This window comes from Cupriavidus sp. 2TAF22, assembly GCF_052115045.1.
Classification (GTDB): Bacteria; Pseudomonadota; Gammaproteobacteria; order Burkholderiales; family Burkholderiaceae; genus Cupriavidus.
Window position 1 is genome coordinate 1 of sequence record NZ_JBFRFX010000004.1, and the last position, 23378, is coordinate 23378.

General features: G+C 69.3%; 21 protein-coding genes and 1 pseudogene. 12 read left to right on the plus strand and 10 right to left on the minus strand.

The features are described from left to right. Nucleotides 1–1092, minus strand: a 1092-nt coding sequence (locus AB4Z48_RS06415; protein ID WP_441613061.1) for an HD-GYP domain-containing protein, incomplete at its 3' end; no start/stop codon positions are given. A gap of 231 nt (nt 1093–1323) precedes the next feature. On the opposite strand from AB4Z48_RS06415, the gene AB4Z48_RS06420 reads away from it, so the two are divergent. Both AB4Z48_RS06420 and AB4Z48_RS06425 read left to right on the plus strand, forming a co-directional pair. Beyond that, nucleotides 1324–2097, plus strand: coding sequence for an alpha/beta fold hydrolase (locus AB4Z48_RS06420; protein ID WP_441613062.1), 774 nt, complete (start codon nt 1324–1326; stop codon nt 2095–2097). 125 nt (nt 2098–2222) lie between these two features. Further along, complete coding sequence (locus AB4Z48_RS06425) at nt 2223–2687, plus strand: GNAT family N-acetyltransferase (protein WP_441613063.1); 465 nt, start codon at nt 2223–2225, stop codon at nt 2685–2687. Here AB4Z48_RS06425 and AB4Z48_RS06430 read toward each other — a convergent pair. From AB4Z48_RS06430 to AB4Z48_RS06440, 3 genes are all read right to left on the minus strand, one after another. Then, a complete protein-coding gene (locus tag AB4Z48_RS06430) occupies nt 2677–3189 on the minus strand; it encodes a DNA-deoxyinosine glycosylase (RefSeq protein ID WP_441613318.1) in 513 nt (170 codons plus the stop codon). The two genes, AB4Z48_RS06425 and AB4Z48_RS06430, sit on opposite strands and share 11 nt — an antisense overlap. Nucleotides 3190–3280: 91 nt before the next feature. Further along, nucleotides 3281–5194: a molecular chaperone HtpG gene (htpG, locus tag AB4Z48_RS06435; RefSeq protein ID WP_441613064.1), complete on the minus strand. Its 1914-nt coding sequence runs from the start codon at nt 5192–5194 to the stop codon at nt 3281–3283. Nucleotides 5195–5309: 115 nt separating this feature from the next. Then, nucleotides 5310–6827 (minus strand): aminotransferase-like domain-containing protein, encoded by a 1518-nt coding sequence (locus AB4Z48_RS06440; protein WP_441613065.1) that lies wholly within the window; start codon nt 6825–6827, stop codon nt 5310–5312. An 84-nt stretch (nt 6828–6911) separates the two neighbouring features. Between AB4Z48_RS06440 and AB4Z48_RS06445 the strand changes: the two genes are divergently transcribed. From AB4Z48_RS06445 to AB4Z48_RS06480, 8 genes are all read left to right on the plus strand, one after another. Continuing rightward, nucleotides 6912–7592 carry a VOC family protein gene (locus tag AB4Z48_RS06445; protein ID WP_441613066.1) on the plus strand — a complete coding sequence of 227 codons (681 nt, stop codon included), beginning with the start codon at nt 6912–6914 and terminating at the stop codon, nt 7590–7592. Nucleotides 7593–7694: 102 nt separating this feature from the next. Continuing rightward, entirely contained in the window at nt 7695–8411 is a 717-nt protein-coding gene (locus AB4Z48_RS06450) for an alanyl-tRNA editing protein (RefSeq protein ID WP_441613067.1), read from the plus strand. Then, nucleotides 8408–9061, plus strand: coding sequence for a LysE family translocator (locus tag AB4Z48_RS06455; RefSeq protein WP_441613068.1), 654 nt, complete (start codon nt 8408–8410; stop codon nt 9059–9061). The genes AB4Z48_RS06450 and AB4Z48_RS06455 overlap by 4 nt, the downstream gene beginning before the upstream one ends. Nucleotides 9062–9136: 75 nt before the next feature. Further along, the gene (locus AB4Z48_RS06460) at nt 9137–10069 is read left to right on the plus strand and encodes a DMT family transporter (RefSeq protein WP_441613319.1); all 933 of its coding nucleotides are present in this window, start codon (nt 9137–9139) and stop codon (nt 10067–10069) included. 11 nt (nt 10070–10080) lie between these two features. Further along, the gene (locus tag AB4Z48_RS06465; protein ID WP_441613069.1) at nt 10081–10539 is read left to right on the plus strand and encodes a RidA family protein; all 459 of its coding nucleotides are present in this window, start codon (nt 10081–10083) and stop codon (nt 10537–10539) included. A gap of 103 nt (nt 10540–10642) precedes the next feature. Continuing rightward, complete coding sequence (locus AB4Z48_RS06470; protein ID WP_441613070.1) at nt 10643–10972, plus strand: DHCW motif cupin fold protein; 330 nt, start codon at nt 10643–10645, stop codon at nt 10970–10972. Nucleotides 10973–11008: 36 nt separating this feature from the next. Continuing rightward, entirely contained in the window at nt 11009–12196 is a 1188-nt protein-coding gene (locus AB4Z48_RS06475) for an aminotransferase-like domain-containing protein (protein WP_441613071.1), read from the plus strand. A 165-nt stretch (nt 12197–12361) separates the two neighbouring features. After that, nucleotides 12362–13006, plus strand: a complete 645-nt coding sequence (locus AB4Z48_RS06480) for a glutathione S-transferase family protein (protein WP_441613072.1) — start codon at nt 12362–12364, stop codon at nt 13004–13006. A 17-nt stretch (nt 13007–13023) separates the two neighbouring features. On the opposite strand, the gene AB4Z48_RS06485 is transcribed toward AB4Z48_RS06480, so the two are convergent. Beyond that, entirely contained in the window at nt 13024–13671 is a 648-nt protein-coding gene (locus AB4Z48_RS06485) for a LysE family translocator (protein WP_441613073.1), read from the minus strand. A 364-nt stretch (nt 13672–14035) separates the two neighbouring features. On the opposite strand from AB4Z48_RS06485, the gene AB4Z48_RS06490 reads away from it, so the two are divergent. Beyond that, a complete protein-coding gene (locus AB4Z48_RS06490) occupies nt 14036–15712 on the plus strand; it encodes an L-lactate permease (RefSeq protein ID WP_441613074.1) in 1677 nt (558 codons plus the stop codon). Between the two features lie 96 nt (nt 15713–15808). On the opposite strand, the gene hutG is transcribed toward AB4Z48_RS06490, so the two are convergent. The 3 genes from hutG to hutU form a co-directional block, all read right to left on the minus strand. Next, nucleotides 15809–16783 (minus strand): formimidoylglutamase, encoded by a 975-nt coding sequence (hutG, locus tag AB4Z48_RS06495; RefSeq protein ID WP_441613320.1) that lies wholly within the window; start codon nt 16781–16783, stop codon nt 15809–15811. A gap of 28 nt (nt 16784–16811) precedes the next feature. After that, nucleotides 16812–18119, minus strand: a complete 1308-nt coding sequence (locus tag AB4Z48_RS06500; RefSeq protein ID WP_441613075.1) for an MFS transporter — start codon at nt 18117–18119, stop codon at nt 16812–16814. Nucleotides 18120–18206: 87 nt separating this feature from the next. Beyond that, on the minus strand, nt 18207–19880 hold the full coding sequence (gene hutU / locus AB4Z48_RS06505; protein ID WP_441613076.1) for a urocanate hydratase: 1674 nt from the start codon (nt 19878–19880) through the stop codon (nt 18207–18209). 357 nt (nt 19881–20237) lie between these two features. Between hutU and AB4Z48_RS06510 the strand changes: the two genes are divergently transcribed. Continuing rightward, entirely contained in the window at nt 20238–22070 is a 1833-nt protein-coding gene (locus tag AB4Z48_RS06510; protein ID WP_441613077.1) for an ABC transporter ATP-binding protein, read from the plus strand. Nucleotides 22071–22158: 88 nt separating this feature from the next. Here the strand turns inward: AB4Z48_RS06510 and AB4Z48_RS06515 are convergent, their stop codons facing one another. Both AB4Z48_RS06515 and AB4Z48_RS06520 read right to left on the minus strand, forming a co-directional pair. Next, nucleotides 22159–22689, minus strand: coding sequence for a chromate transporter (locus AB4Z48_RS06515; RefSeq protein ID WP_441613078.1), 531 nt, complete (start codon nt 22687–22689; stop codon nt 22159–22161). A gap of 125 nt (nt 22690–22814) precedes the next feature. Continuing rightward, a pseudogene (locus tag AB4Z48_RS06520) lies at nt 22815–23375 on the minus strand (chromate transporter); the annotation flags it as partial. Nucleotides 23376–23378 lie beyond the last annotated feature (3 nt).

The following is a 23378-nucleotide window of genomic DNA, read 5'->3' on the forward strand; positions in this document are numbered from 1 at the left end:
CGCGCGCAGCGCGGCCCACGCCGCCGATGCGCCCAGCGTGCGGTGCGCGGCCGACAGCGCGTCGCCACCGAGGCCGCGGAAATAGCCGCTGCCGTCGAGCCGCTCATACGCATACGAGGCCAGCTCCGCTTCCGCGCCAAGGTCGCCGATCTGGCGGGCCGCGCGCGAGGTCCAGTAAGGCACCAGGCGGATGTGTTCCCAGTCCGACGGGGGCAGCCGGCCCGGCGTGTTCCACAAGCGGTTGGGCAGCGCGGCGCGGCCCATGCCGTGGATCAGGCCGGCGCGGTGCAGCCGCGCCTGCAGCCCGGCATCGAGCCCCTGCAGCGCGGCGCTCGCACGCGCCAGCTCCGCCACCTGCCGCGAGTACCCGGTCATCCACGGCAGCTTGAGATCGATGACGTCGGCGATCACGGTCAGGCGGACTTCCTCCGCGGCGGGCATGCCGGGCACGCCGGGCGCCTCGCCGTCCAGCTCAGCCAGCCAGTCGCGCGCGCGGCAGCGCAGCGGCTCCACCAGCGCGTCCGGATACTTGCGATTGCCCGCCGCCGCGATGCGCGCCAGCGCGCCATCGAGGCCGTGGGCGCGGCTGAGGATCTCCAGGTCGCTGGCCAGCGCCACGTGATAGACCAGCTCCGGCACCTCCGGATGCCGGAGCCCGCCGGGCATGCCGCTGCCGTCGTAGGTCTCGAAGATATTGCGCAGCCCGTGCTCCACCTCGCCGCGCATGCCCAGCATGGCCGCGATCTCGCCCGACACCTCGCAGTGGATTTCCGCCAGCGGGACGATGTCGCGCTGCTGCGCGTGGCTGAGCGCGGGCAAGGTCTGCGTGAGCATGGCATCGCGGCCGCCCACGTCGTCGCCGAGGAGCGCCTCGAAGCCGGCCGCGTTGGCGGTGCAGCCCGACCAGCGCAGCAGCGCCACCTGCTGCGCCGCGCTGCTGCCGGACGCGCCGCAGCCTGCCAGCGCGGCGAGCTGCGCGGCCAGCCACGCGGTACGCGGCGAGTGGTCGGTCGGCCGGCCCATGCTCAGGTCGCCGATAAAGGCCAGAGCCAGAATGGCGTCGCGGACCGGCACGGTGTCTGGGCTTTGCATGTGGCGTTCGGTAATGGTTGCGAGCGGTTGCGAGCGGTTGCGGACGGCTGCGGGCGACTGCGGCGAAACAGGCAGGATAGCCGGGAATGCCCGGATGACGAATGGGAACACAAAAGCACACGGCGGCGTCGCCAGGGGTCGGTTAATCGACCGATCCCCGCCGGCGGCGCAATTCCGGATACTGGGCTCCAGTCACATACCCCGTGCCGAGCAACCAACCGGAGATCCTCCATGCTGCATCGTAAAACCATTTCGCTTGCCCTGGGCGCCCTGGCGCTGGCCGCCGGCACCTTCGCCCACGCCGCCGCGCCCGCCGGCCAGGCCCCCGCGGTCGTGCTCGTGCATGGCGCCTTCGCCGACGGCTCGGACTGGGCCAAGGTGATCCCGCTGCTGCAAGCCAAAGGCATCAAGGTGCAGGCCGTGCAGAACGGCCTGAACTCGCTGCAGGACGATGTCGCCGCGACCCGCCGCGCCATCGACAGCCAGAAAGGCAAGGTGGTGCTGGTCGGCCACTCCTGGGGCGGCACCGTGATCACCGAGGCCGGCAACGACGACAAGGTGGCGGCGCTGGTGTACGTCGCCGCGTTCGCGCCCGACGCCGGCCAGTCCACCGAAGACGTCGGCAAGGGCTATCCCACGCCGCCGGGCATCAGCAAGCTGGTCGCCGATGCGCAAGGCTACCTGTCGCTGCCGCCCGAGGCGATGGCCCAGGACTTCGCGCAGGACGTGCCGGCCGCGCAGGCGCGCGTCATGGCCGTCACGCAAGGTCCCATCCAGGCAAAGTCGTTCGGCGAGAAGGTCACCACGGCCGCGTGGACCACCCGCCCCTCCTGGTACATCGTCAGCGAGAAGGACCGCATGATCCAGCCGGACCTCGAACGCGCGATGGCCAGGAAGATCGGCGCCAAGGTCACGAGCCTGCCGAGCAGCCACGTGCCGCAGCAGTCACGGCCGGCCGACGTGGCCAGGGTCATCCTCGACGCCGTCCAGGCCAGCGCGCAATAAGCGCCCTGGCACCCGCACATCGGCAACGGTGCCGGCCGTCGTGGCGACTGGCGCCGCGCCCGGCCGCGTGACAAGATACCTGCCTCTTCACCGAAGCGGCGCGCATCTTGTCGCGCGGCATGGGCATGGGCATGGAACAAGTGATATTTCGGGCGGCGGTGGCGGACGACCTCCCCGCCATCGTCGGATTGCTGGCCGACGATGCACTCGGCAGCCAGCGCGAAACCGTCGGCTCGCCGCTGGACGAGCGCTACCTGCGCGCCTTCGCGGCGATCGAGGCCGACCCCAACCAGCGCCTCGTGGTCGCGGTCCACGCCGGCATGGTGGTCGGCACGCTGCAGCTATCGTTTATCCCGGGCATCGCGCGCCGGGGTGCATGGCGCGGACAGATCGAAGCGGTGCGGGTCGCCGCGGCCCAGCGCAGCACGGGCCTGGGACAGAGGATGTTCGAATGGGCGATCGGCCAATGCCGCTCGCGTGGCTGCTCGCTGGTGCAACTCACCACGGACAAGGGCCGTCCGGATGCGCACCGTTTCTACGAGAGGCTGGGTTTCGTGGCCAGCCACGAGGGCTACAAGCTCAGCCTGTGACGCGGGGACCGGACAGCCACGCCCGCAGCGCCTGCCAGGCACGCAGTTTCTCCGCATAGGCCAGCGTGTAGGCGGGACTGCTGGAGGGCAGCTTGACGATGTGATGCCGCGCGGCATGCTGGTCGAGCGCCCTGGCGCCGATGCGCGCGGCCGTGCCGCCATTGAAGGCGATGACTTCGAGACCGGGGAGCGAGGCGACAAGGCCGGGCAGGTCGTTGCCGGCGTGGTCGCGTATGTTGCTGTCGAGGCTGCCCTCGCGGCGCGCTTCGGCCACCACGTCCCACAGGCCGATACGGTGGGCCAGCAGCGTGCGCAGGCGCGCAGCGTAGTCCATCCCCACCAGGTCCTCGCCGATGACCGCGCCGGTCAGGTGCCAGAAACGGTTCTGCCGGTGCGCGTAATACTGGCTCTGCGCAAGCGACACCTCGCCGGGCAGGCTGCCAAGGATCAGCACCCGAGTGTCGGCGTCGACCACGGGCGGGAAGCAGCGCTTGAGCGCCATTGTCTGTTCTTCGTCTACGGCCATGTTCGGCACCGCCCTCCCCCGCGAGCGGGAGAGGGCGGCCAGCCCCCGGTCAGGATCGGAGCCGTGCTCAGGCCAGCAGCTTGTTGATCCGGCGCACGTAGGCCGACGGATCTTCCAGCGTGCCGCCTTCGGCCAGCAAGGCCTGGTCGAACAGCACATGCACGCGGTCGCCGAAGGCCTCGTCGGCGGGGCCGGCCTCGGCCAGCGCGCGCAGCTTCTGCACCAGCGCGTGGTCCGGGTTCAGCTCCAGGATCGGCTGGGCGTCGGGCGCCTTCTGGCCGGCCTGCTTGAGCAGGCGCTGCAGGTAGCCGCTCATGTCGCCTTCGTCCGACACCAGGCACGATGCGGACTCGGTCAGGCGCAGCGTCACGCGCACGTCCTTGGCCTTGCCGTCGAGCACGGTCTTGGCGCGTTCGAGCACTTCCTTCCAGTCGCCTTCGGCCTTCTCCTGCTCAGCCTTCTCGCCGGCATCGGCCAGCGCGCCGAGCTCGAGGTCGCCGCGTGCCACCGACACCAGTTCCTTGCCGTCGAACTCGCGCAGGAAGGACAGCATCCATTCGTCCACGCGGTCGGTCAGCAGCAGCACTTCGATGCCCTTCTTGCGGAACACTTCCAGGTGCGGGCTCGACTTGGCCGCGGCCCAGCTGTCGGCCGTGACGTAGTAGATCTTGTCCTGGCCTTCCTTCATGCGGCCCACGTAGGCAGCCAGCGCCACCTTCTGCTCGGCGCTGTCCTCATGGGTGGAAGCGAAGCGCAGCAGCTTGGCGACACGCTCGAGGTTGCCGGCGTCTTCTCCCAGGCCTTCCTTGAGCACCTGGCCGAACTGCTGCCAGAAGGTGTCGTACTTGGCGCGTTCGGCTTCGTCCTCGCTGTCGGCCAGCGTCTCCAGCATCGACAGCACGCGCTTGGTGCAGCCTTCGCGGATGGCCTTCACGTCGCGGCTTTCCTGCAGCAGTTCGCGCGACACGTTGAGCGGCAGGTCGGCCGAATCCACCACGCCCTTGACGAAGCGCAGGTAGGACGGCAGCAGTTGCTCGGCCTCGTCCATGATGAAGACGCGCTTCACGTAGAGCTTGAGGCCACCCTTGTGGTTGCGGTCGAACATGTCGAACGGCGCGCGCGCCGGCACGTACAGCAGCTGGGTATATTCGCTGCGGCCTTCGACGCGGTTGTGGGTCCACGCCAGCGGGGCCTGGTTGTCGTGCGAGATGTGCTGGTAGAAGGCGGTGTACTGCTCGTCGGTGATGTCCGACTTGGAACGCGTCCACAGGGCGCTGGCCTGGTTGACGCTCTCCCACTCGCCGGTTTCCTTGTACGCGCTGGTCTCGGCATCCCACACTTCCTTGGGCATGCGGATCGGCAGCGAGATATGGTCGGAGTACTTCTGGATGATGCCCTTGATCTTCCACCCCGAGAGGAAATCGTCCTCGCCTTCGCGCAGGTGCAGCGTGATGGTGGAGCCGCGCTCGGCGCGGTCGATGGCATCCACGCTGAACTCGCCGTCGCCGGCGCTTTCCCAGCGCACCGCCTCGCTGGCGGGCAAGCCCGCGCGGCGCGTTTCCACCGTGACCTTGTCGGCCACGATAAAGGCCGAGTAGAAGCCCACGCCGAACTGGCCGATCAGCGCGGCGTCCTTCTGCTGGTCGCCGGAGAGCTGCTGGAAGAATTCCTTGGTGCCCGAGCGGGCGATGGTGCCGAGGTTGCGGATGGCCTCGTCGCGGCTCATGCCGATGCCGTTGTCGGTGATCTTCAGCGTGCGGGCCTTGGCGTCCGCCTCGATGCGGATGGCGAGGTCGGCGTCGTTCTCGAGCAGGGCCGGGTTGGCAATCGCCTCGAAGCGCAGCTTGTCAGTGGCATCCGAAGCATTCGAGATCAGCTCGCGCAGGAAGATTTCCTTGTTGCTGTACAGCGAGTGGATCATCAGGTGCAGCAATTGCTTCACTTCCGCCTGGAAGCTCATCGTCTCGTGCGGTGCGGTCATGGTTCTCCTCTTGGCAAACTTGGCTGAAACGAAAAATCTGGTTCTTGGCCGCGGCACATGGGCGCCGGGCCGTTGTCCCCAACATAGGGACGCGGGGCATGATTTTCAAGTGCAGCTAACGCCGCCCCAACTGACGCTCCAGGAAGGCCAGCATGTCCGGATCCTGGCTGCTGGCCACGTTGAAGCGCATCCAGCCCGACGGCATCTGGGACGGCGAGAACAGGCTGCCCGGCGCGAACAGGTAGCCTTCCTCGTGCCCGGCGGTGGCGATGGCGTTGGTGTCGCGCCCGGTATCCGCCCACAGGTACATGCCGGCATGCTGTCCCGGGAACAGGGTCAGGCCGAGCCGCTCCAGCGTACGGCGGGTGTCGTCGCGGGCGCGGTCCAGCCTGGTGCGCACCCGCTCCACATGCTTGCGGTAATGGCCCTCGGTAAGCACCTTGTAGAGCACGCGCTCGTTGATTTCCGGCGAGGCCAGGCCGGCCAGCAGCTTGCTGTCGGTCAGGTTGGCGGCGATCTCCGGGTGCGCGGCGATAAAGCCCACGCGGAGGTTGGCGGCCAGCGTCTTGGAGAAGCTGCCCAGGTAGATCACCCGGCGCAACTGGTCGAGGCTGGCCAGCCGCGTGGCGGCATGGCCGGGCGGGCACAGGTCGCAGTAGATATCGTCCTCGACGATCAGCAGGTCGTACTGCTCGGCCAGGCGCAGCAGCTGGAAGGCCTTGGCGGCCGACAGCGAGGTCCCGGTGGGGTTGTGCAGCACCGAGTTGATCACCATCAGGCGGGGGCGGCGTGCCTGCAGGATGCGCTCCAGCGCCTCCAGGTCCGGACCTTCGGCGGTATAGGGCATGCCGATCAGCTGCGCGCCCTGCGCGGCGAAGCGGCCGAACATCACGAACCAGGCCGGGTCGCCCACCAGCACCGCGTCGCCGGCGCGCAGGTAGAGCCGGGCGATCAGGTCCAGCGCCTGGGTGATGCCCGAGGTCAGCACGATCTGCTCGGGCACGGCACCGATCTCCAGCTCGGCCAGGCGGTTGCGCAGTTGCTGGCGCAGCGGCAGGAAACCCTGCGGCGTGCCGCTGACCAGGAAATGGCTGCCCGGCTGGCGGCCCAGCCCGCGCAGCGCGCTGGCGATCAGCTCGCCGTCGAGCCAGTCGTTGGGCAGGAAGCCCATGCCGGGCGATTTGTGGGGCTCGCTCGAGTGGAACATGCTGCGCAGCAGCCAGGTCACGTCGATATTGCGCGACCCGGTGGCCACCGGCGCCACGGCTGGCGCCTGCGGGGTGCGCTCGCGCACGTAGAAACCCGAGCCGCGGCGCGATTCCAGGTAGCCCAGCGCCACCAGCCGCTCGTAGGCCTCCACCACGGTGAAGCGGGAGATGCCCTTTTCCTGCGCCAGCTGGCGGATCGAGGGCATGCGCATGCCGGCGCGGAAGATGCGCTCGTCGATGCGCAGCCGGGCCCACTCCGTGAGCTGCTCGACCAGCGTCATCTGCGCCGACGGCACCGGGCTGGGCATGCGTTCGGTCGGCGGCGCCACCAGGCGCAGGGCGCGCGCCGGCTCGGCCGCAACCGCGCCGGCAACGCCGCCTGCCTTATCCTTGAGGCCGGGCGCGGCCAGATCCTCGCTGTTCATATCCTGCTCCCGCCACTGTACTGTGAATGATCTGCATAACTGTATAGGTACTGTACCGACAACCTTGTCTACCATCAACACACAATGCCGCTAGCTCTCGACCATCTCGTGATCGCCGCCCCCACGCTTGACGCGGGCGCGCGGCATGTCGCCGATCTGCTGGGCGTGCCGGTGCAGCCAGGCGGCGCGCATCCCGGCATGGGCACGCACAACCGCCTGCTCAGGCTGTCGGGCAGCGTCTACCTGGAAGTCATCGCCATCGACCCCGAGGCTCCGCCTCCCGGCCGGCCGCGCTGGTTTGGACTGGATTCCGAGGCGGTGCAGGCCCGCCTGCGCAACGGGCCCTTCCTGCTGCACTGGGCGGCCCGGGTGGAGCGCCCGACCGATCTGTCGTTGTGGCAGTCGCAATATCCCGCGCGTATCGCGCCGGCGATTCCGATGACCCGCGGCGACCTGCGCTGGCGCATCACCGTGCCGGAGGACGGCAGCCTGCCGTCCTGGCCGGCCGGCGATGACGGCCCGGCCGTGGCCGGAGACGGCGTGCTGCCCACCCTGATCCAGTGGGACGTGCCGACCCACCCGTGCGCGCGGCTGCCCGACCAGGGCCTGGCGCTGCGCGCGCTGCGCGGACGGCATCCGCAGGCAGCGCGGCTCGGGCCGGCCATGCAATGGCTCGGCGGCGGGCTGCTCGCGCTGGAAAGCGCGGACATGGCCGAGCTGAGCGCGGAGATAGAGACGCCGGACGGCGTACGCACGCTGCGCTGACGCGCCGCGCCGCGCCGCAGCCGGCGAAGGCGGCAAGCAGGACCGCATTCACGACAAGAACGACAAGAACGACAAGAACAGTAACCGCAGGAGACTTCAGCAATGTCCGCCACCCGCAAGCGCTTCGACGACGACGCCTATCTTGGCAGCTGCACGGCCACCGTGGTCGCAGTGCATGCCGACGGCATCGAACTCGACCAGACCGTGTGCTACGCCCGCAGCGGCGGCCAGGCGGGGGATACCGGCACGCTCAGGCTGGCCAACGGCGCCACCATCGCCCTGCTCGAGACGATCCATGCGCCGGACCGCAGCCATATCCTGCATGTGCCGGCCCCGGGCGCCGCGCTGCCCGCGCCGGGCGACATCGTCGCCGTCGCCATCGACTGGGAGCGCCGCCACCGCCTGATGCGCCTGCACACCTGCCTGCACCTGCTGGGCTCGCTGATCCCGGTGCCGGTGACCGGCTGCGGCATCTCGCCGGATTCGGCGCGCATCGACTTCGACCTGCCCGAATCCACGCTCGACAAGAGCGTGCTCACCGAGCAGCTCAACGCCCTCATCACGGCCGACAGCCAGGTCCGCGTCGAGCGCATCACGCCCGAGGAACTGGCGGCGCAGCCCGAGCTGGTGCGCACCGTGGGCGCGGCGCCGCCGGCCGGCAGCGGCGCCATCCGCATCATCGAGATCCCCGGCGTGGACCGCCAGCCCTGCGGCGGCACCCATGTGGCCGCCACCGGCGAGATCGGCGCGGTGGTGGTGACCAAGATCGAAAAGAAAAGCCGCACCAACCGCCGCGTGGTGGTGCAGTTCGCGGCATGACGGGCGCGCTCGCAGGCCCGGCCTTGCTGACCGGGCTGTCCATGGCGCAGTTCGCCGCGCTGCTCACGCTGCTGGCGGTGGGCGCCTTCACGCCCGGCCCCAACACCACCATCGCCGCCGTCACCGGCGCCAACTTCGGCCTGCGCGCCACGCTGCCGCATTGCGTGGGCGTGGCCTTCGGCTTTGCCAGCATCGTGGCCCTGTGCGCCACCGGCGTTGGCGCGCTGGTGCTGGCGAGCCCCGCGCTGGGGCTGCTGGTGCACGCGGCCGGCGTGCTGTACCTGCTGTGGCTGGCACTGCGTCTTGCGCGCAGCACCGTGCTGAGCGACAAGCAGGTGCTGCGGCCGCTTTCCGTGTGGCAGTCGGTGATCCTGCAGTACGCCAATATCAAGGCGTGGATGCTGGCGCTGGCCACCGCCGCCTCGTACATGGCCGGCGCGCAGTCGCCGCTGCAGCGCGTGCTGCTGATGTGCGCGGTGTTCGGCGTGTTCGGCTTTCTCAGCAACGGTCTCTACGGCGCGATCGGCGCCAGCCTGCGGCACTGGCTGCAGGTGGGTAACCGCATCCGCTGGTTCAACCGCGCGATGGGCCTGTCGCTGGCCCTGACCGCCCTGTGGATCGCGCTGTCCGGCGGCCCCGCTTCTCACTGACGCACAACCATGGCTGCCAACCCTTCTTCCCTGCCACGCCTCGACGCAACCGCGCAGGCCACCCACGGCGGCGGCATGCTGCTGGGCCTGGTCGGCGTGGTCATATTCAGCCAGACCCTGCCCTTCACCCGCATGGCGGTGGCGGAGCTGGACGCTACCTTCGTGGCGCTGGGGCGCGCCGTGGTGGCAACCCTGCCGGCGCTGGCACTGCTGTGGCAGCGCGGCGCCTTCGCCGCCGCGCGCCGCCCGCGCGGCAACCAGTGGTGGCGCCTGGGGGTGACGGCGCTGGGCGTGGTGGTCGGTTTCCCGCTGTTTTCCTCGCTCGCCATGCGCGAAGTGCCGGCCGGGCATGGCGCCATCATCACCGGCCTGCTGCCGCTGGCTACCGCGGTGTTTGCCGCCTGGTTCGGCCGCGAGCGTCCCTCGCCGGCGTTCTGGCTGGCGGCGGCGGCCGGCAGCGCGCTGGTGGTCGCCTTTGCCTTGTGGCAGGGTGCCGGCGGGCTGCAGCACGCGGACTGGCTGCTGTTCGCCGCCATGGTGCTGGGCGCGCTGGGCTATGCCGAAGGCGGCAAGCTGTCGCGCGAGCTGGGCGGGCTGGAAACCATCAGCTGGGCGCTGGCGGTGGCGTTGCCATTGCTGCTGCCGGTGGTGGCCTGGCTGGCGCTGACGCATGCCGGCCAGATCGCCGCCGCCTCGCCGCGCGCCTGGCTCGGCGTGGGCTATGTGTCGGTGTTCTCGATGTTCATCGGCTTCCTGTTCTGGTACGCCGGCCTCGCAAAAGGCGGCGTCGCCCGCGTGGGCCAGATACAATTGCTGCAGCCGTTCCTCACGCTGGCGGGCGGCGCCCTGTTGCTGGCCGAGCCGCTCGACGCCGTCACCCTCGCTTTCGCGGTGGCGGTGATCGGCGTGGTGGCCCTGGGCCGCCGCACCGCCGTGCGCAGCGCCCCCGCGGGCACCGCGCCCGCCGTCGAAGAACCCCACCCCATCCCTACGGGACGACCCCACTGACAGGAGACCCTATGTCCGTCTACGACACCCTTGCCCGCCTTGGCATCGAACTGCCCACCGCCGGCGCCCCCGCCGCGGCCTATGTGATGGCCGCCCAGACCGGCAACACCGTGTTCCTTTCGGGGCACATCGCACGCAAGGACGGCAAGCCTTGGGCAGGCAAGCTCGGCAAGGACCTCGCCACCGAAGACGGCAAGGCCGCCGCGCGCGCCATTGCCGTGGACCTGCTGGCCACGCTGCATGGCCACCTCGGCGGCGACCTGAACCGCGTCACCCGCATCGTCAAGGTGATGAGCCTGGTCAACTCCACCCCGGAATTCACCGAGCAGCACCTGGTGACCAACGGCGCCTCGGAATTCCTCGTGGAAGTCTTCGGCGACGCCGGCAAGCATGCCCGCAGCGCCTTCGGCGTGGCGCAGATCCCGCTGGGCGCGTGCGTCGAGATCGAGATGATCGTCGAAGTCAAGTAAGCGCCGCGGCCATCCGTGGCCGCATGCAGAACCCGCGCAGCCGGCCCGCCGGCTGCAAGGCAGAACAGAACAGAACGGAACGACAGGATTCACGCCCCGCCCCATGCGTATCGACAACCTGCCCTTYGGCACCACCGACTGGTCCGGGATCGCCCCGACCCGCCACCCCGGCGATTCCGGGGAAGCCCTCTGGCGCACCCGCCAGTTCGGCGATATCCGGGTTCGCATGGTGGAGTATTCTGCCGGTTACCTCGCCGATCACTGGTGCACCAAGGGCCACATCCTGTTTGTACTGGAAGGCGAGCTGCATACCGAGCTGGAAGACGGCCGGCAGTTCGTGCTCCGCGCTGGCACGAGCTACCAGGTTGCCGACCATGCCGAGCCGCACCGTTCGTCCACGCCGACCGGCGCGCGGCTTTTTATCGTTGACTGAGTCGAGAGCGCTCGACTCCCATACCAAGAGACCATCATGAACTGGGCCATCTCCCGCCGGGCACAACAGCTGACCAGCTCGGCCATCCGCGAAATCCTGAAAGTCACCGAGCGTCCGGAAGTCATTTCCTTCGCCGGCGGCCTGCCCTCGCCGGCCACGTTCCCGGTAGCGGCCATGGAACAGGCGGTAGCCCGGATCTTCGCCGACAACCCGCAGGCCGCGCTGCAGTACGCCGCCACCGAAGGCTACATGCCGCTGCGCGAGTTCATCGCCAGGCGTCACAACGTGGGCGTGGAACGCGTGCTGATCACCACCGGCTCCCAGCAGGCGCTGGACCTGATCGCCAAGGTGATGATCGACCCGGGCAGCCCGGTGCTGGTGGAGACGCCCAGCTACCTCGGCGCGCTGCAGGCGTTTTCGCTGTTCGAGCCGGAATTCGTCTCGGTGCCGGGCGACGACAAGAGCCTGCTGCCCGAAGCGCTCACGCCCGAGCTGACCGCCGGCGCGCGCTTCCTGTACGCCCTGCCCAACTTCCAGAATCCCACCGGCCGCCGCATGCCGCTGGAGCGCCGCCAGGCGCTGGTGGCGCGCGCGCGCGAACTGGGCGTGCTGCTGGTCGAGGACGATCCCTACGGCGAGCTGAGCTACCGCGGCGACCAGCTGCCGAGCCTGCTGTCGATGAACCCGGACGGCGTGATCTACATGGGCTCGTTCTCCAAGATCCTCGCGCCCGGCCTGCGCCTGGGCTACGTGATCGCCCCGCCCGACCTGCACTTCAAGCTGTGCCAGGCCAAGCAGGCCTCGGACCTGCACACGCCCAGCTTCACGCAGCGCCTGGCCTACGAGGTGGTGCGCGACGGCCTGCTGGACACCCACATCCCCACCATCCGCACGCTGTATGCCGCGCAATGCCAGGCCATGCTGGATTCGCTCGCGCGCCACATGCCCGAAGGCGTGACCTGGAACGCGCCGGAAGGCGGCATGTTCATCTGGATGGAGCTGCCCGAAGGGCTGGACAGCATGGAGATCCTGCAGGAGGCGGTCAGGCGCAACGTGGCCTACGTGCCGGGCGCGCCGTTCTACGCCAGCAATCCGCGCCGCAATGCGCTGCGCCTGGCCTTCGTCACGGTGGCGCCGGAGCGTATCGAGCAGGGCGTGGCCATCCTCGGCACGCTGTTCCGCGAAGCCATCGCCAAGCACGCGCCGCAGGCCAAGGCAGCCTGAGCCGGCTGAGCTGGCTGGCCGGCCGGGTCGCCCCGGCGGGCCACACCATGCAACACGGCTACATCTCCTGGCCGATACCTGGGCGGCGGGCTTCATGGCAAGATAACGGCCATCACCCGTTCGTCCGGGCCGGTCCGCGGCCCCCGCCAGAAGGAGGAGGTGTTCGTGCTGCGTATCTGGGGTCGACTCTCATCGATCAACGTGCAGAAAGTGGTCTGGTGCGCGCGCGAGCTGCATCTGGACCATGAGCGCATCGACATCGGCATCCGCGAGGGCGACCTCGACACCGAGGCCTACGTGCGGCTCAACCCGAACCGGCAGATCCCGGTGATCGAGGATTTCCGCGGCACCGACCTGGGCGGCGAGCCCTTCGTGCTGTGGGAGTCCAATGCCATCGTGCGCTACCTGTGCGCGCATGACGGCGACGACTCGCTGTGGCCCGGCAACGTCAAGGCGCGCGCCCTGGCCGACCGCTGGATGGACTGGCAGACCAATGCCTTCAGTCCCGCCATGGTAGACGCCTTCCGCCAGCTCGTGCGGGTGCCGGCCGGGCAACGCGACCAGGCCCTGGTCGCCCGCTCCCTCGAACGCACCGAACCGCTCGCGGCCCGTCTCGACGAAGCCCTGGCCGACCGCGAATTCATCTGCGGCGACCGCTTCACCATGGCCGATATCCCGCTGGCCTGCTCGGCGCACCGCTGGCTTGGCATGCCGGCGCCGCGCCAGCCGCGCCCTCACCTCGAACGCTGGGTGGCCGCCATGCGCGCCCGGCCCGCCGCGGCGGGCATCCTCGTCCTGCCGCTGGCCTGAGGTGAGGCCGGCCCGGCTTATTTGCCGTGGCGCCCGCCCGATACCGCGGCGAGCACGCCCAGTCCGATCAGCGCCCCGCCCGTCACATAGCGGCCAACGGCATTTGCGCCGCGAGCGCGCGCCAGCAGCGGCAGCACCGCCGCCGCGGCCAGCACGTAGCAGCAATCGGTGAAGGACGCGACCAGCACGAAGATGCCGCCCAGCGCCATGCTCTGCTGCAGCGCGGGCGCGGCCGGGTCCATGAACTGCGGCAGGAAAGCGGCAAAGAACAGGGTCGTCTTCGGGTTGAGCATGGCCACCACCATGCCGTCGCGGAACACCTTGCCGAGGCTGGCCGCCGGTGCCTGCCCGGCGGCGTCATCCGCCGGGCGCGCGCGCAGGGCCCGCACGCCAAGGTAGACGAGATAGGCCGCGCCTGCGTACTTGACCACGGCAAACGCGAGCGCCGACACCGCGAACAGTGCCGCCAGCCCCAGCGCCGCCGCCAGCGCATTGACCAGGTTGCCCAGCGCCACGGCGGCCACGGAGGCCAGGCCGCTGCGCCGGCCTTGCGACAGGGTGCGCGTGACGATGTAGATCACCGCGGGCCCTGGCGTCAGCGCCAGCACCAGGCTGGCCAGGAGGAAGGCGGCGAACAACGCGCCGCCGGGAATGGCATGGTGCATGACAAAGCTCCTTCGGGATCGCGGGGGAATTGCGCCGCGCGGGACGAGCGTGCGAACGATCCGGGCATTCTGCCACCGGCCAGCCGTGGCGGGCATACATTTGCGGAACGGCACGTTTGGAGTAATCTGCCCTAGGTGCGGGTGTGCGCCAGCCTGCCCCCAGGCGAACCCTGATCCCTGAATCCGGCTCATGATGCTGGTGATCCGATTTAGGGCGGCGCGGCAGGAACCCATCCCTAAAATCCGAAGTTTGTCCGTTGCGCGCCCCGCAAGGACGCCAGGGCAAAAGCCAGAAGAGCCGAGAAATGGCAGGCCGGAGTAAAAGAAGAGAAAACCTGCCGCCCAACCCGAGGAGGATTCAATCGTGTGGAGTCAAATCTATGACCCGCTAGGCAGCATGGCGTTGTCCACGCTGGCTGCCGGGGTTCCCGTGGCCGTGCTGCTGGCGGCACTTGCCTTCTTTCATCTGCAGGCTCACCTGGCCGCCGGGCTGGCATTGGTGATTGGCGTGGTCATCGCCTCCGCCGTGTTCGGCATGCCGGCAGCCATGGCCGGCAAGGCGGCCGGACTCGGCATCGTCTCCGGCCTGTTCCCGATCGGCTGGATCGTTCTCAACATCATCTTCCTGCACCGGCTGACCACACTCAACGGGTCGTTCAAGGTGTTGCAGAACTCGATCTCCGGCATCACCGAAGACCGGCGCCTGCAACTGCTGCTGGTGGCCTTTAGCTTCGGGGCCTTCTTCGAAGGCGCGGCCGGCTTCGGCACGCCGGTGGCCGTGACCGGTGCCATCCTGATCGGCCTGGGCTTCTCGCCGCTGGCCGCATCAGGCCTGGCGCTGATCGCCAATACCGCGCCGGTGGCATTCGGCGCACTGGGCGCGCCGCTGATCGGCCTGGCTTCGGTCACCGGCCTGGACCTGCTGCACCTCTCGGCCATGGTCGGCCGCCAGTTGCCCTTCTTCTCGGTGCTGGTGCCGTTCTGGCTGATCTGGGCCTTCGCGGGATTCCGCGGCATGCTGGCGATCTGGCCCGCCATCCTGGTGGCCGGCGTCACCTTTGCCATTCCCCAGTTCCTGGTATCGAACTTCCATGGCCCGTGGCTGGTGGACGTGATCGCCGCGCTGATCTCGATGGCCTCGCTGACGCTCTTCCTGAAGGTCTGGAAGCCCAGGGAAATCTGGACCTCCACGCGGATCCTGGGCCGCCATGACGACTCCAAGGTCGACGACCCCGAAGCCGTGGCCGCGGAAGCGCGCGCCAGCGCCGCCTCCGTCGGCATCTCGGTGGTCAAGGCCTGGATGCCGTGGGTGATCCTGACCGTGTTCGTCTTCGTCTGGGGCATCCCGGAGTTCAAGAAGCTGATGGACGGCATCTGGCAATGGCGCTTCCCCATCCCCGGCCTCGACAAAGCCGTGCTCAAGGTACCTCCGGTGGTACCCAAGCCCACCGCCGAAGGCGCGGTGTTCGCCTTCAACGTGCTGTCGATGGCGGGCACCGGCATCCTGGCCTCGGCCTTGCTGGGCGGCCTGCTGATGGGCTACTCGGTGCCGCGCCTGTTCAAGGAGTACTGGGAAACCATCAAGCTGGTGAAGTATTCGCTGCTGACCATCTGCGCGATGTTCGGCATCGGCTACCTGACGCGCTATTCGGGCCTCGATGCCACCATGGGCCTGGCCTTCGCGCACACCGGCGTGCTCTACCCGCTGTTCGGCACCTTGCTGGGCTGGCTGGGCGTGGCGCTGACCGGGTCGGACACCGCGTCCAACGTCCTGTTCGGCGGCCTGCAGAAAACCACCGCGGAGCAGCTCGGCCTGTCGCCGGTCCTGATGGCCGCGGCCAACAGCTCAGGCGGCGTGATGGGCAAGATGATCGACGCGCAGTCCATCGTGGTGGCGTCCACCGCCACCAAGTGGTACGGGCACGAGGGCGAGATCCTGCGCTATGTGTTCTTCCACTCGATCTCGCTGGCGATCCTCGTCGGCCTGTTCATTACGCTGCAAGCGTATGTGCACCCGTTCACGCAGATGGTGATCCACTAGCGCGGCGCGGCATCCGGTTCGCTGCTGCAAAGGCAAAACCCCCGCTGTCGAAGGCGGGGGTTTTTGCTTTGGCGCGCGGTTCGGGGTCACGGGCCATCAGCCCGCCATCAACCTGTATGCCAGCCGCGCCGCTGCCCGCGCGCCGCAGGCATCGCGGTCATACAGCGGATTGAACTCCGCCAGATCCGCCACGCGCAGCTTGCCGCTGGCACGCGCGCATGCCACCACCGCCTCCACCACCGGCAGCGGTACGCCATACGCCGCGGGCGCCGACACCGCCGGCATCACCGCTGCGGGCAGCACGTCGAGATCGATGGTGAGGTAGACGTGGTCCACCGCGTCGATGCGTGCCTGCAGTTCGGCCAGCCGCGCATCGAGGTGCCGCTCCTGCATCTGCACGTCTTCGACGTAGTGCACGCCGAGCGCGTCAGCATGCGCGAACAGCGCGGCGGTATTGCCGAGACGGCTCACGCCGAGGCAGCTGTATTCGAAGCGCTGGCCGCGCGTGCGGCAAGCTTCGGCGATCTGGTCGAACGGCGTGCCCGAGCTGCCGGGACGGCCCGTGCGCAGGTCGAAATGCGCATCGAGGTTGATCACCAGCACGCGGCCGTTGTCGCCGCGCGCGTCGAGATGCGCGCGCAGGCCTTGCCACGTGCCCCAGGCAATCTCGTGGCCGCCGCCGAGCACCAGCGCGAAGGCGCCCTGCGCGAGTTCCGTGGCCACGGCCTGGGCCAGCGCCTGCTGCGCGGATTCGAGGTCGCCGTCGCTGCAGACGATATCGCCCGCATCATGGAACGCGGCGAGGCCGTGCGCCGGGATGCCGGCCAGCGCGCGGCGTATTTCGCGCGGGCCGCCGGCGGCGCCTGGCCGGCCCTGGTTGCGCAGCACGCCGGCGTCGCAGCAAAAGCCCAGCAACGCCGGCGCGCCGGCCACGCGCGCGCTGCCGCCGGTGCGCACCACATTGAACAGCCGCCGCGTGTCGCCACGCTCGTTGCCATCGGTGCGGCCGCGCCAGACAGCGCCGCCGCCTGCCGCCCCCGCCGCGTCCTGCGCCGGGCTCACCGAAGCCATCGGGTCCATCTCGCTCATGACTGCCTGCTCACTTCAGGCGCCGGCCCAGCGTTTCGGGCACCATCGCCAGGCCGATCAGCGAGACCAGGCCGCAGCCGATCACGTAGAAGGCCGGCGCATTGGGATTGGCCGTGAGATGGATCAGCTCGGTCGAGAAGAACTGCGCGAAGCCGCCGAAGATGGCGATGGCAATGCAATACGCAATCGACAGGCCGGTGGCGCGCAAGCGCTGCGGCAGCACTTCGCTGACCAGCACCATCGAGGCAGGCGAAGTCATCGACATCGGCACCGACAGGCAACCCACCACGATCAGCAGGCGTGTCAGGCTGGGCTCGGCATTGATCAGCACGAAGGCGGGATAGATCATCACCAGCAGGGCCACGCGCGACCACAGCACCACCGGGCGGCGGCCGAAGCGGTCGGCGAGCCAGCCCGCGAACGGCGACAGCACCACCTGCACGCCGGCCGCCACGCAGGCCGCCCAGATGCCCAGCGACAGCGGCATGTGCAGTTGCGAGACCGCGTAGTTGCTGAGGTAGTAGACGACGATATAGGTCGACGAAGCCACGCCGATCATCAGCAGCACGCTGGCCACCAGCGCGCGGCGATGCTCGCGCAGCAACTGCATGGACGAGCCGCGCTCCGATGCATTGGCCGCGGGCGCGGTCTCCTCCAGCCGGCGGCGGATCACCAGGCCCACCGGAATCACCAGGATGCCGATGGCGAAGGCCACGCGCCAGCCCCAGGCCTGCAGGTCGGCAGGATCGAGCACATTGCTCAGCAGCAGGCCGACCAGCGCGCCGAGCAGCGCCGCCAGGCCCTGGCTGAACGGCTGCCAGCTGGTGTAGAAGCCGCGCGAGCGATCGTCGGCGTATTCCAGCAGCAGCGCCGTGGAGGCCCCCATCTCGCCGCCGATGGCAAAGCCCTGCACCAGCCGCGCAAGCAGGATCAGCACCGGCGCCAGGATGCCGATCTGGGCATAGGTGGGCGTCACCACGAAGATCACCGCGCTCAGGCCCATCAGCCAGAGCGTCAGTGCCACCGCCGGCTTGCGCCCCACGCGGTCGGCGTACATGCCGATCACCAGGCCGCCCAGCGGGCGCATCAGGAAGCCCACCCCAAAGGTGGCGAAAGACAGCAGCAACTGGCCGGTGGCGTCGGCCACGGGGAAATACAGGCGGCCGATCAGCGTGGCGAAGAAGCTGTAGACCACGAAGTCGTAGAACTCCAGGCCGTTGCCGATGGTGATGGCGGCAATGGACTTGAACCTGGACAGCGGCGCGGGCGCGGCGCCGCTCAGGGCAGGCGCGACGGGGGCGGTGGTGTCGAAAGACATGATCAGTATCCCTGGCGAAGGGTTGGGGGCGGCCTGCGCGCCATCATGGCGATCCGCGCAGGCGAGGGGGAATGCTCGGCAGCCCGCTCAGCGGCCCAGCATCGGCAGGTTCAGCCCTTGTTCGCGGGCGCAGTCGATGGCGATCTCGTAGCCGGCGTCGGCATGGCGCATCACGCCGGTGGCCGGATCGTTGTGCAGCACGCGGGCGATGCGGGCCGCGGCTTCATCGGTGCCGTCGCACACGATCACCACGCCGGAATGCTGCGAGAAGCCCATGCCCACGCCGCCGCCATGGTGCAGCGAGACCCAGGTGGCGCCGCTGGCCGTGTTGAGCAGCGCGTTGAGCAGCGGCCAGTCGGACACGGCGTCGGAGCCGTCGCGCATGCTTTCGGTTTCGCGGTTGGGGCTGGCCACCGAGCCGGAATCCAGGTGGTCGCGGCCGATCACCACCGGCGCCGACAGTTCGCCGCTGCGCACCATCTCGTTGAAGGCCAGGCCGAGCTTGGCGCGCAGGCCCAGGCCAACCCAGCAGATGCGCGCCGGCAGGCCCTGGAAGCTGATGCGCTCGCGCGCCATGTCGAGCCAGCGGTGCAGGTGGGCGTCGTCGGGGATCAGCTCCTTGACCTTGGCGTCGGTCTTGTAGATGTCCTGCGGGTCGCCCGACAGCGCGGCCCAGCGGAACGGGCCCACGCCGCGGCAGAACAGGGGACGGATGTACGCAGGCACGAAGCCGGGGAAGTCGAAGGCGTTCTCGACGCCTTCTTCCTTGGCCATCTGGCGGATGTTGTTGCCGTAGTCGAAGGTGGGCACGCCCATCTTCTGGAAGTCCAGCATGGCCTGCACGTGCAGGGCCATCGACTGCTTGGCGGCCTTGACCACGGCGGCCRGGTCGGTCTGCGCGCGGTCGCGGTACTGGCCCCAGGTCCAGCCTGCCGGCAGGTAGCCGTTGAGCGGGTCGTGGGCGCTGGTCTGGTCGGTGACCATGTCCGGGCGCACGCCGCGGCGCACCAGTTCCGGCAGCACTTCGGCGGCGTTGGCGCACAGCGCGATGGAGACGGCACGGCCTTCGGCGGTGTATTTGGCGATGCGGGCCAGCGCGTCGTCGAGATCGCTGGCCTGCTCATCCACGTAGCGCGTGCGCAGGCGGAAATCGATGCTGGCCTGCTGGCATTCGATGTTCAGCGAGCAGGCGCCGGCCAGCGTGGCGGCCAGCGGCTGCGCGCCACCCATGCCGCCCAGGCCGGCGGTCAGCACCCAGCGGCCCTTGAGGCTGCCGTCGTAGTGCTGGCGGCCGGCTTCGACGAAGGTCTCGTAGGTACCCTGCACGATGCCCTGGCTGCCGATGTAGATCCAGCTGCCGGCGGTCATCTGGCCGTACATGGCAAGGCCTTTGGCGTCGAGTTCGTTGAAGTGTTCCCAGTTGGCCCAGTGCGGCACCAGGTTGGAGTTGGCGATCAGCACGCGCGGGGCGTTGCTGTGCGTCTTGAACACGCCCACCGGCTTGCCCGACTGCACCAGCAGGGTTTCATCGTCGTTCAGGGTCTTCAGCGTGGCCACGATCTTGTCGTAGCACTCCCAGTTGCGCGCGGCGCGGCCGATGCCGCCGTACACCACCAGTTCCTTGGGGTTCTCCGCCACTTCCGGGTCGAGATTGTTCATCAGCATGCGCAGCGGCGCTTCGGTCTGCCAGCTCTTGGCGTTCAGCTGGCTGCCGCGCGGGGCGCGGATCTCTACATCGCGGAAGCGGAAGTTGTCGCTCACGGGGGACTCCTTGGTGATGGCGCTGGGATGGCGCCTGAATGTCGCGGGAATGAGGCCTGCACATGCCGCTGTGTGGCTGTGCTGTGCGTGTATAGTGTTGTATAGACAAGCATAGATGTATTGGTGATTTCCCGGATATCGTCCATCGCGAATGGCGGAAGCGGCCAATATGGCCAGAAAGCGGCGCTTGCAGCGCACCTGGTACGAAGGACCTGGCGCGCCGGAGCGTCCGGGATCCGGCCACGAGTGCAGGGGACGGCTTCCGGCGCGCGCACCCGATCTGGGTATCATGGCAGTCCGTGGTGCCGGGTCAGTGCCGGGTCGGCGCCGGAGCGGCCCCGAGACCCCAGGAGACCCATGCTGCTGCGCTTGCTGGAACGAATGATCGACCCGTTTCGCAGCCTGCCCGACACCGAGCCGCCCGGGCAGATCTGGCGCTTCTATGCCTACTACCTGCGCGAGGTGTGGCCGGTCTTTGTGTTCCTGCTGGCGGTCGGGCTGGCGGGCGCGCTGATCGAGGTCGCGCTGTTCGGTTTCCTCGGCCGGCTGGTGGATCTCGCGCAAGCCACGCCGGGCCCGGAGTTCTTCCGGCGCCATGCCGGCGAACTGGCCTGGATGGCCGTGGTGGCGCTGCTGCTGCGCCCGCTCTTCAACGGCCTGCACGACATCCTGGTGCACCAGGTCATCAATCCCAGCCTGGGCAATCTCGTACGCTGGCAGAACCACCGCTACGTGCTCAAGCAGAGCATGTGGTTCTTCCAGAACGACTTCGCCGGGCGCATCGCCCAGCGCATCATGCAGACCGGCTTCTCGCTGCGCGACTCCGCCGTGCAGGCGGTGGATGCGATCTGGCACGTGCTGATCTACGCCGCCAGTTCGCTCTACCTGTTCGCGCAGGCCGACTGGCGGCTGATGCTGCCGCTGCTGCTATGGATCTGCTGCTACACGGCGGCCATGCTGTACTTCACGCCGCGCGTGAAGGCGCGCTCGGTGGCCGCCACCGGCGCGCGCTCGCGGCTGATGGGGCGCATCGTCGACGGCTACACCAATATCACCACGCTCAAGCTGTTCGCCCACACGCGCCTGGAAGAAGACTACGCGCGCGAGGCCATGGCCGACCTCACCGACAAGGCACGCCGCTCGGGCCGCATGGTGAGCGCCATGGATTTCACCGTCACCGCGCTCAACGGCGCACTGATCGCCGGCACCACCGGGCTGGCCCTGTGGCTATGGAGCGACGGCCGCATCAGCGTGGGCGCGATCGCGCTCTCGGCCGGGCTGGTGATCCGCATCGTCAATATGTCGGGCTGGATCATGTGGGTGATCAACGGCATCTTCGAGAATGTCGGCCAGGTGCAGGACGGCATGCAGACCATCTCGGTGCCGCGCAAGGTGACCGACCGGGAGGGCGCGCCGCCGCTGCGCGTGACGCGCGGCGAGGTACGCTTCGAGGACGTGGGATTCCACTATGGCAAGGGCGCTGGCGTGATCGACAAGATCGACCTCACAGTGCGCCCTGGCGAGAAGATCGGCCTGGTCGGCCCGTCCGGCGCGGGCAAGTCCACGCTGGTCAACCTGCTGCTGCGGCTGTACGACGTCGAGCAGGGCCGCATCCTGATCGACGGCCAGGACATTGCCGCGGTCACGCAGGAGAGCCTGCGCGCGCAGATCGGCATGGTGACGCAGGACACCTCGCTGCTGCACCGCTCGATCCGCGACAACCTGCGCTACGGCCGCCCCGATGCCACCGAGGCGGAACTGATGGCCGCCGCCGCGGACGCCCACGCCGCCGGCTTCATCCCGCAACTGCGCGACGCCCACGGCGCCACCGGGCTCGACGCCCAGGTCGGCGAGCGCGGCGTCAAGCTCTCCGGCGGGCAGCGCCAGCGCATCGCGGTGGCGCGCGTGCTGCTCAAGGACGCGCCGATCCTGATCCTCGACGAAGCCACCTCGGCGCTCGATTCCGAAGTAGAAGCCGCCATCCAGGAGAACCTGGAAACGCTGATGCGGGGCAAGACCGTGATCGCCATCGCGCACCGGCTCTCCACCATCGCGCGCATGGACCGCCTGGTGGTGCTGGACAACGGGCGCATCGCGGAGAGCGGCACGCACGCCGAGCTGCTGGCGCACGGCGGCCTCTACGCGCGGCTGTGGGCGCACCAGACCGGCGGCTTCGTCGGCGTGGAATAGCACGCGCGGCAGACAGCGTTCGTGCGCCGCGTTCAGCGCATCCGCCGTGCGCCGCACCGGCGCATGGCCGCGGCCGCGGCGCCGCGCGCTAGACGAGGCCCAGCAAGCCGGCCCCCGCCCCCAGCGCCACCAGCATCAGCGGGTGCACGCGCGTCTTGAGCATCAGCACGATGGTGACCAGCGTCACCGCCACCGCGGTCCAGCGGTGATCCACGCTCGCGGCCAGGATCCAGCCGGTGGAAAACAGCAGGCCGATGGTGAGCGTGGCAAGCCCGCGCCGGATCAGCCCCGGCCAGCGCGCATGCGGCGAGCGCCCGGCGAAATACTCGAAGCCGAGCGCGATCACGCTCGACGGGCCGCAGATGCCGATCATGCCGACGATGGCCCCGGCCAGCCCCGCCACCTGCCAGCCGAACAGCGCGACGAACAGGATGTTCGGCCCCGGCGCGGCTTGCGAGATCGCATACATGGCGGAGAACTGCGTATCGGTCATCCAGCCGTTGGACTCCACCAGGAAGCGGTGCATGTCCGGGATGGTGGAGCTGGCGCCGCCGATGGCCAGGAAGGACAGCAGCAGGAAATGGGTGAGCAGGCTGCTGAGCACATTGGGCGGGTTCATTGGCGCGGCTCCTCGCCCGGGGCAGGGTCGACGCCGCCATCGCCCGGGGGCACCGGCGGCAGCTCGATCGCCGCCGGCGGCAGGGCCGCCTGCGCCGCCGCGTGTGCCCGCAGCGCCTGGCCCTCCGCGTGCCACTCGAGCACCAGGCCGAGCGGCACCAGCACCGCCATCACCGGCACCAGCGGCCAGCGCAGCAGCCCGATGCCGGCGAAGGCCGCCACGCCGATCATGATGCCGCGCACCGTGCGCGGCTGGCTCTGCGCGAGCCTGAAGCCGGTCGACAGCACCAGGCCCGCCGACACCGCGGTCATGCCGGTCAGCATGCGCTGCACCGCCGCCACATCGCGGTAGTGCTCGTAGAGCAGCATCAGCGCCAGCACCCCCACCATCGGCACCATCACCAGCCCCGCGAACGCCGCCAGCGCGCCGCGCAGGCCGGCAAAGCGCAGGCCCAGCATGAGCGCGAGGTTGATCACATTGGGCCCGGGCAGCACCTGCCCGAGGCTCAGCAGCTCGACGAAGTCGCGGTCGCCCAGCCAGCGGTTGCGGTCGACCACCGCGCGCCGCACGAAGGGCAGCACGCCGCCGAAGCCGGACAGGCCCATGCGCGCAAATTCGATGAACAGGTGGCGCGGCGTGGGCGGCGGCGCAAGCGCGTCGCCGCCGGGGACGGGAGAAACTGGCATGTC

What these genes read in the sequence shown, in the direction of transcription:
- AB4Z48_RS06500 (WP_441613075.1), bottom strand. Translation starts at nt 18,119, where the DNA reads ATGTCTTTCGACACCACCGCCCCCGTCGCGCCTGCCCTGAGCGGCGCC.
- AB4Z48_RS06425 (WP_441613063.1), top strand. Translation starts at nt 2,223, where the DNA reads ATGGGCATGGAACAAGTGATATTTCGGGCGGCGGTGGCGGACGACCTC.
- AB4Z48_RS06485 (WP_441613073.1), bottom strand. Translation starts at nt 13,671, where the DNA reads ATGCACCATGCCATTCCCGGCGGCGCGTTGTTCGCCGCCTTCCTCCTG.
- AB4Z48_RS06515 (WP_441613078.1), bottom strand. Translation starts at nt 22,689, where the DNA reads ATGAACCCGCCCAATGTGCTCAGCAGCCTGCTCACCCATTTCCTGCTG.
- AB4Z48_RS06445 (WP_441613066.1), top strand. Translation starts at nt 6,912, where the DNA reads ATGCCGCTAGCTCTCGACCATCTCGTGATCGCCGCCCCCACGCTTGAC.
- AB4Z48_RS06420 (WP_441613062.1), top strand. Translation starts at nt 1,324, where the DNA reads ATGCTGCATCGTAAAACCATTTCGCTTGCCCTGGGCGCCCTGGCGCTG.
- AB4Z48_RS06510 (WP_441613077.1), top strand. Translation starts at nt 20,238, where the DNA reads ATGCTGCTGCGCTTGCTGGAACGAATGATCGACCCGTTTCGCAGCCTG.
- AB4Z48_RS06450 (WP_441613067.1), top strand. Translation starts at nt 7,695, where the DNA reads ATGTCCGCCACCCGCAAGCGCTTCGACGACGACGCCTATCTTGGCAGC.
- AB4Z48_RS06465 (WP_441613069.1), top strand. Translation starts at nt 10,081, where the DNA reads ATGTCCGTCTACGACACCCTTGCCCGCCTTGGCATCGAACTGCCCACC.
- AB4Z48_RS06430 (WP_441613318.1), bottom strand. Translation starts at nt 3,189, where the DNA reads ATGGCGCTCAAGCGCTGCTTCCCGCCCGTGGTCGACGCCGACACTCGG.
- AB4Z48_RS06440 (WP_441613065.1), bottom strand. Translation starts at nt 6,827, where the DNA reads ATGAACAGCGAGGATCTGGCCGCGCCCGGCCTCAAGGATAAGGCAGGC.
- AB4Z48_RS06460 (WP_441613319.1), top strand. Translation starts at nt 9,137, where the DNA reads ATGCTGCTGGGCCTGGTCGGCGTGGTCATATTCAGCCAGACCCTGCCC.
- htpG (WP_441613064.1), bottom strand. Translation starts at nt 5,194, where the DNA reads ATGACCGCACCGCACGAGACGATGAGCTTCCAGGCGGAAGTGAAGCAA.
- hutG (WP_441613320.1), bottom strand. Translation starts at nt 16,783, where the DNA reads ATGGCTTCGGTGAGCCCGGCGCAGGACGCGGCGGGGGCGGCAGGCGGC.
- AB4Z48_RS06455 (WP_441613068.1), top strand. Translation starts at nt 8,408, where the DNA reads ATGACGGGCGCGCTCGCAGGCCCGGCCTTGCTGACCGGGCTGTCCATG.
- AB4Z48_RS06475 (WP_441613071.1), top strand. Translation starts at nt 11,009, where the DNA reads ATGAACTGGGCCATCTCCCGCCGGGCACAACAGCTGACCAGCTCGGCC.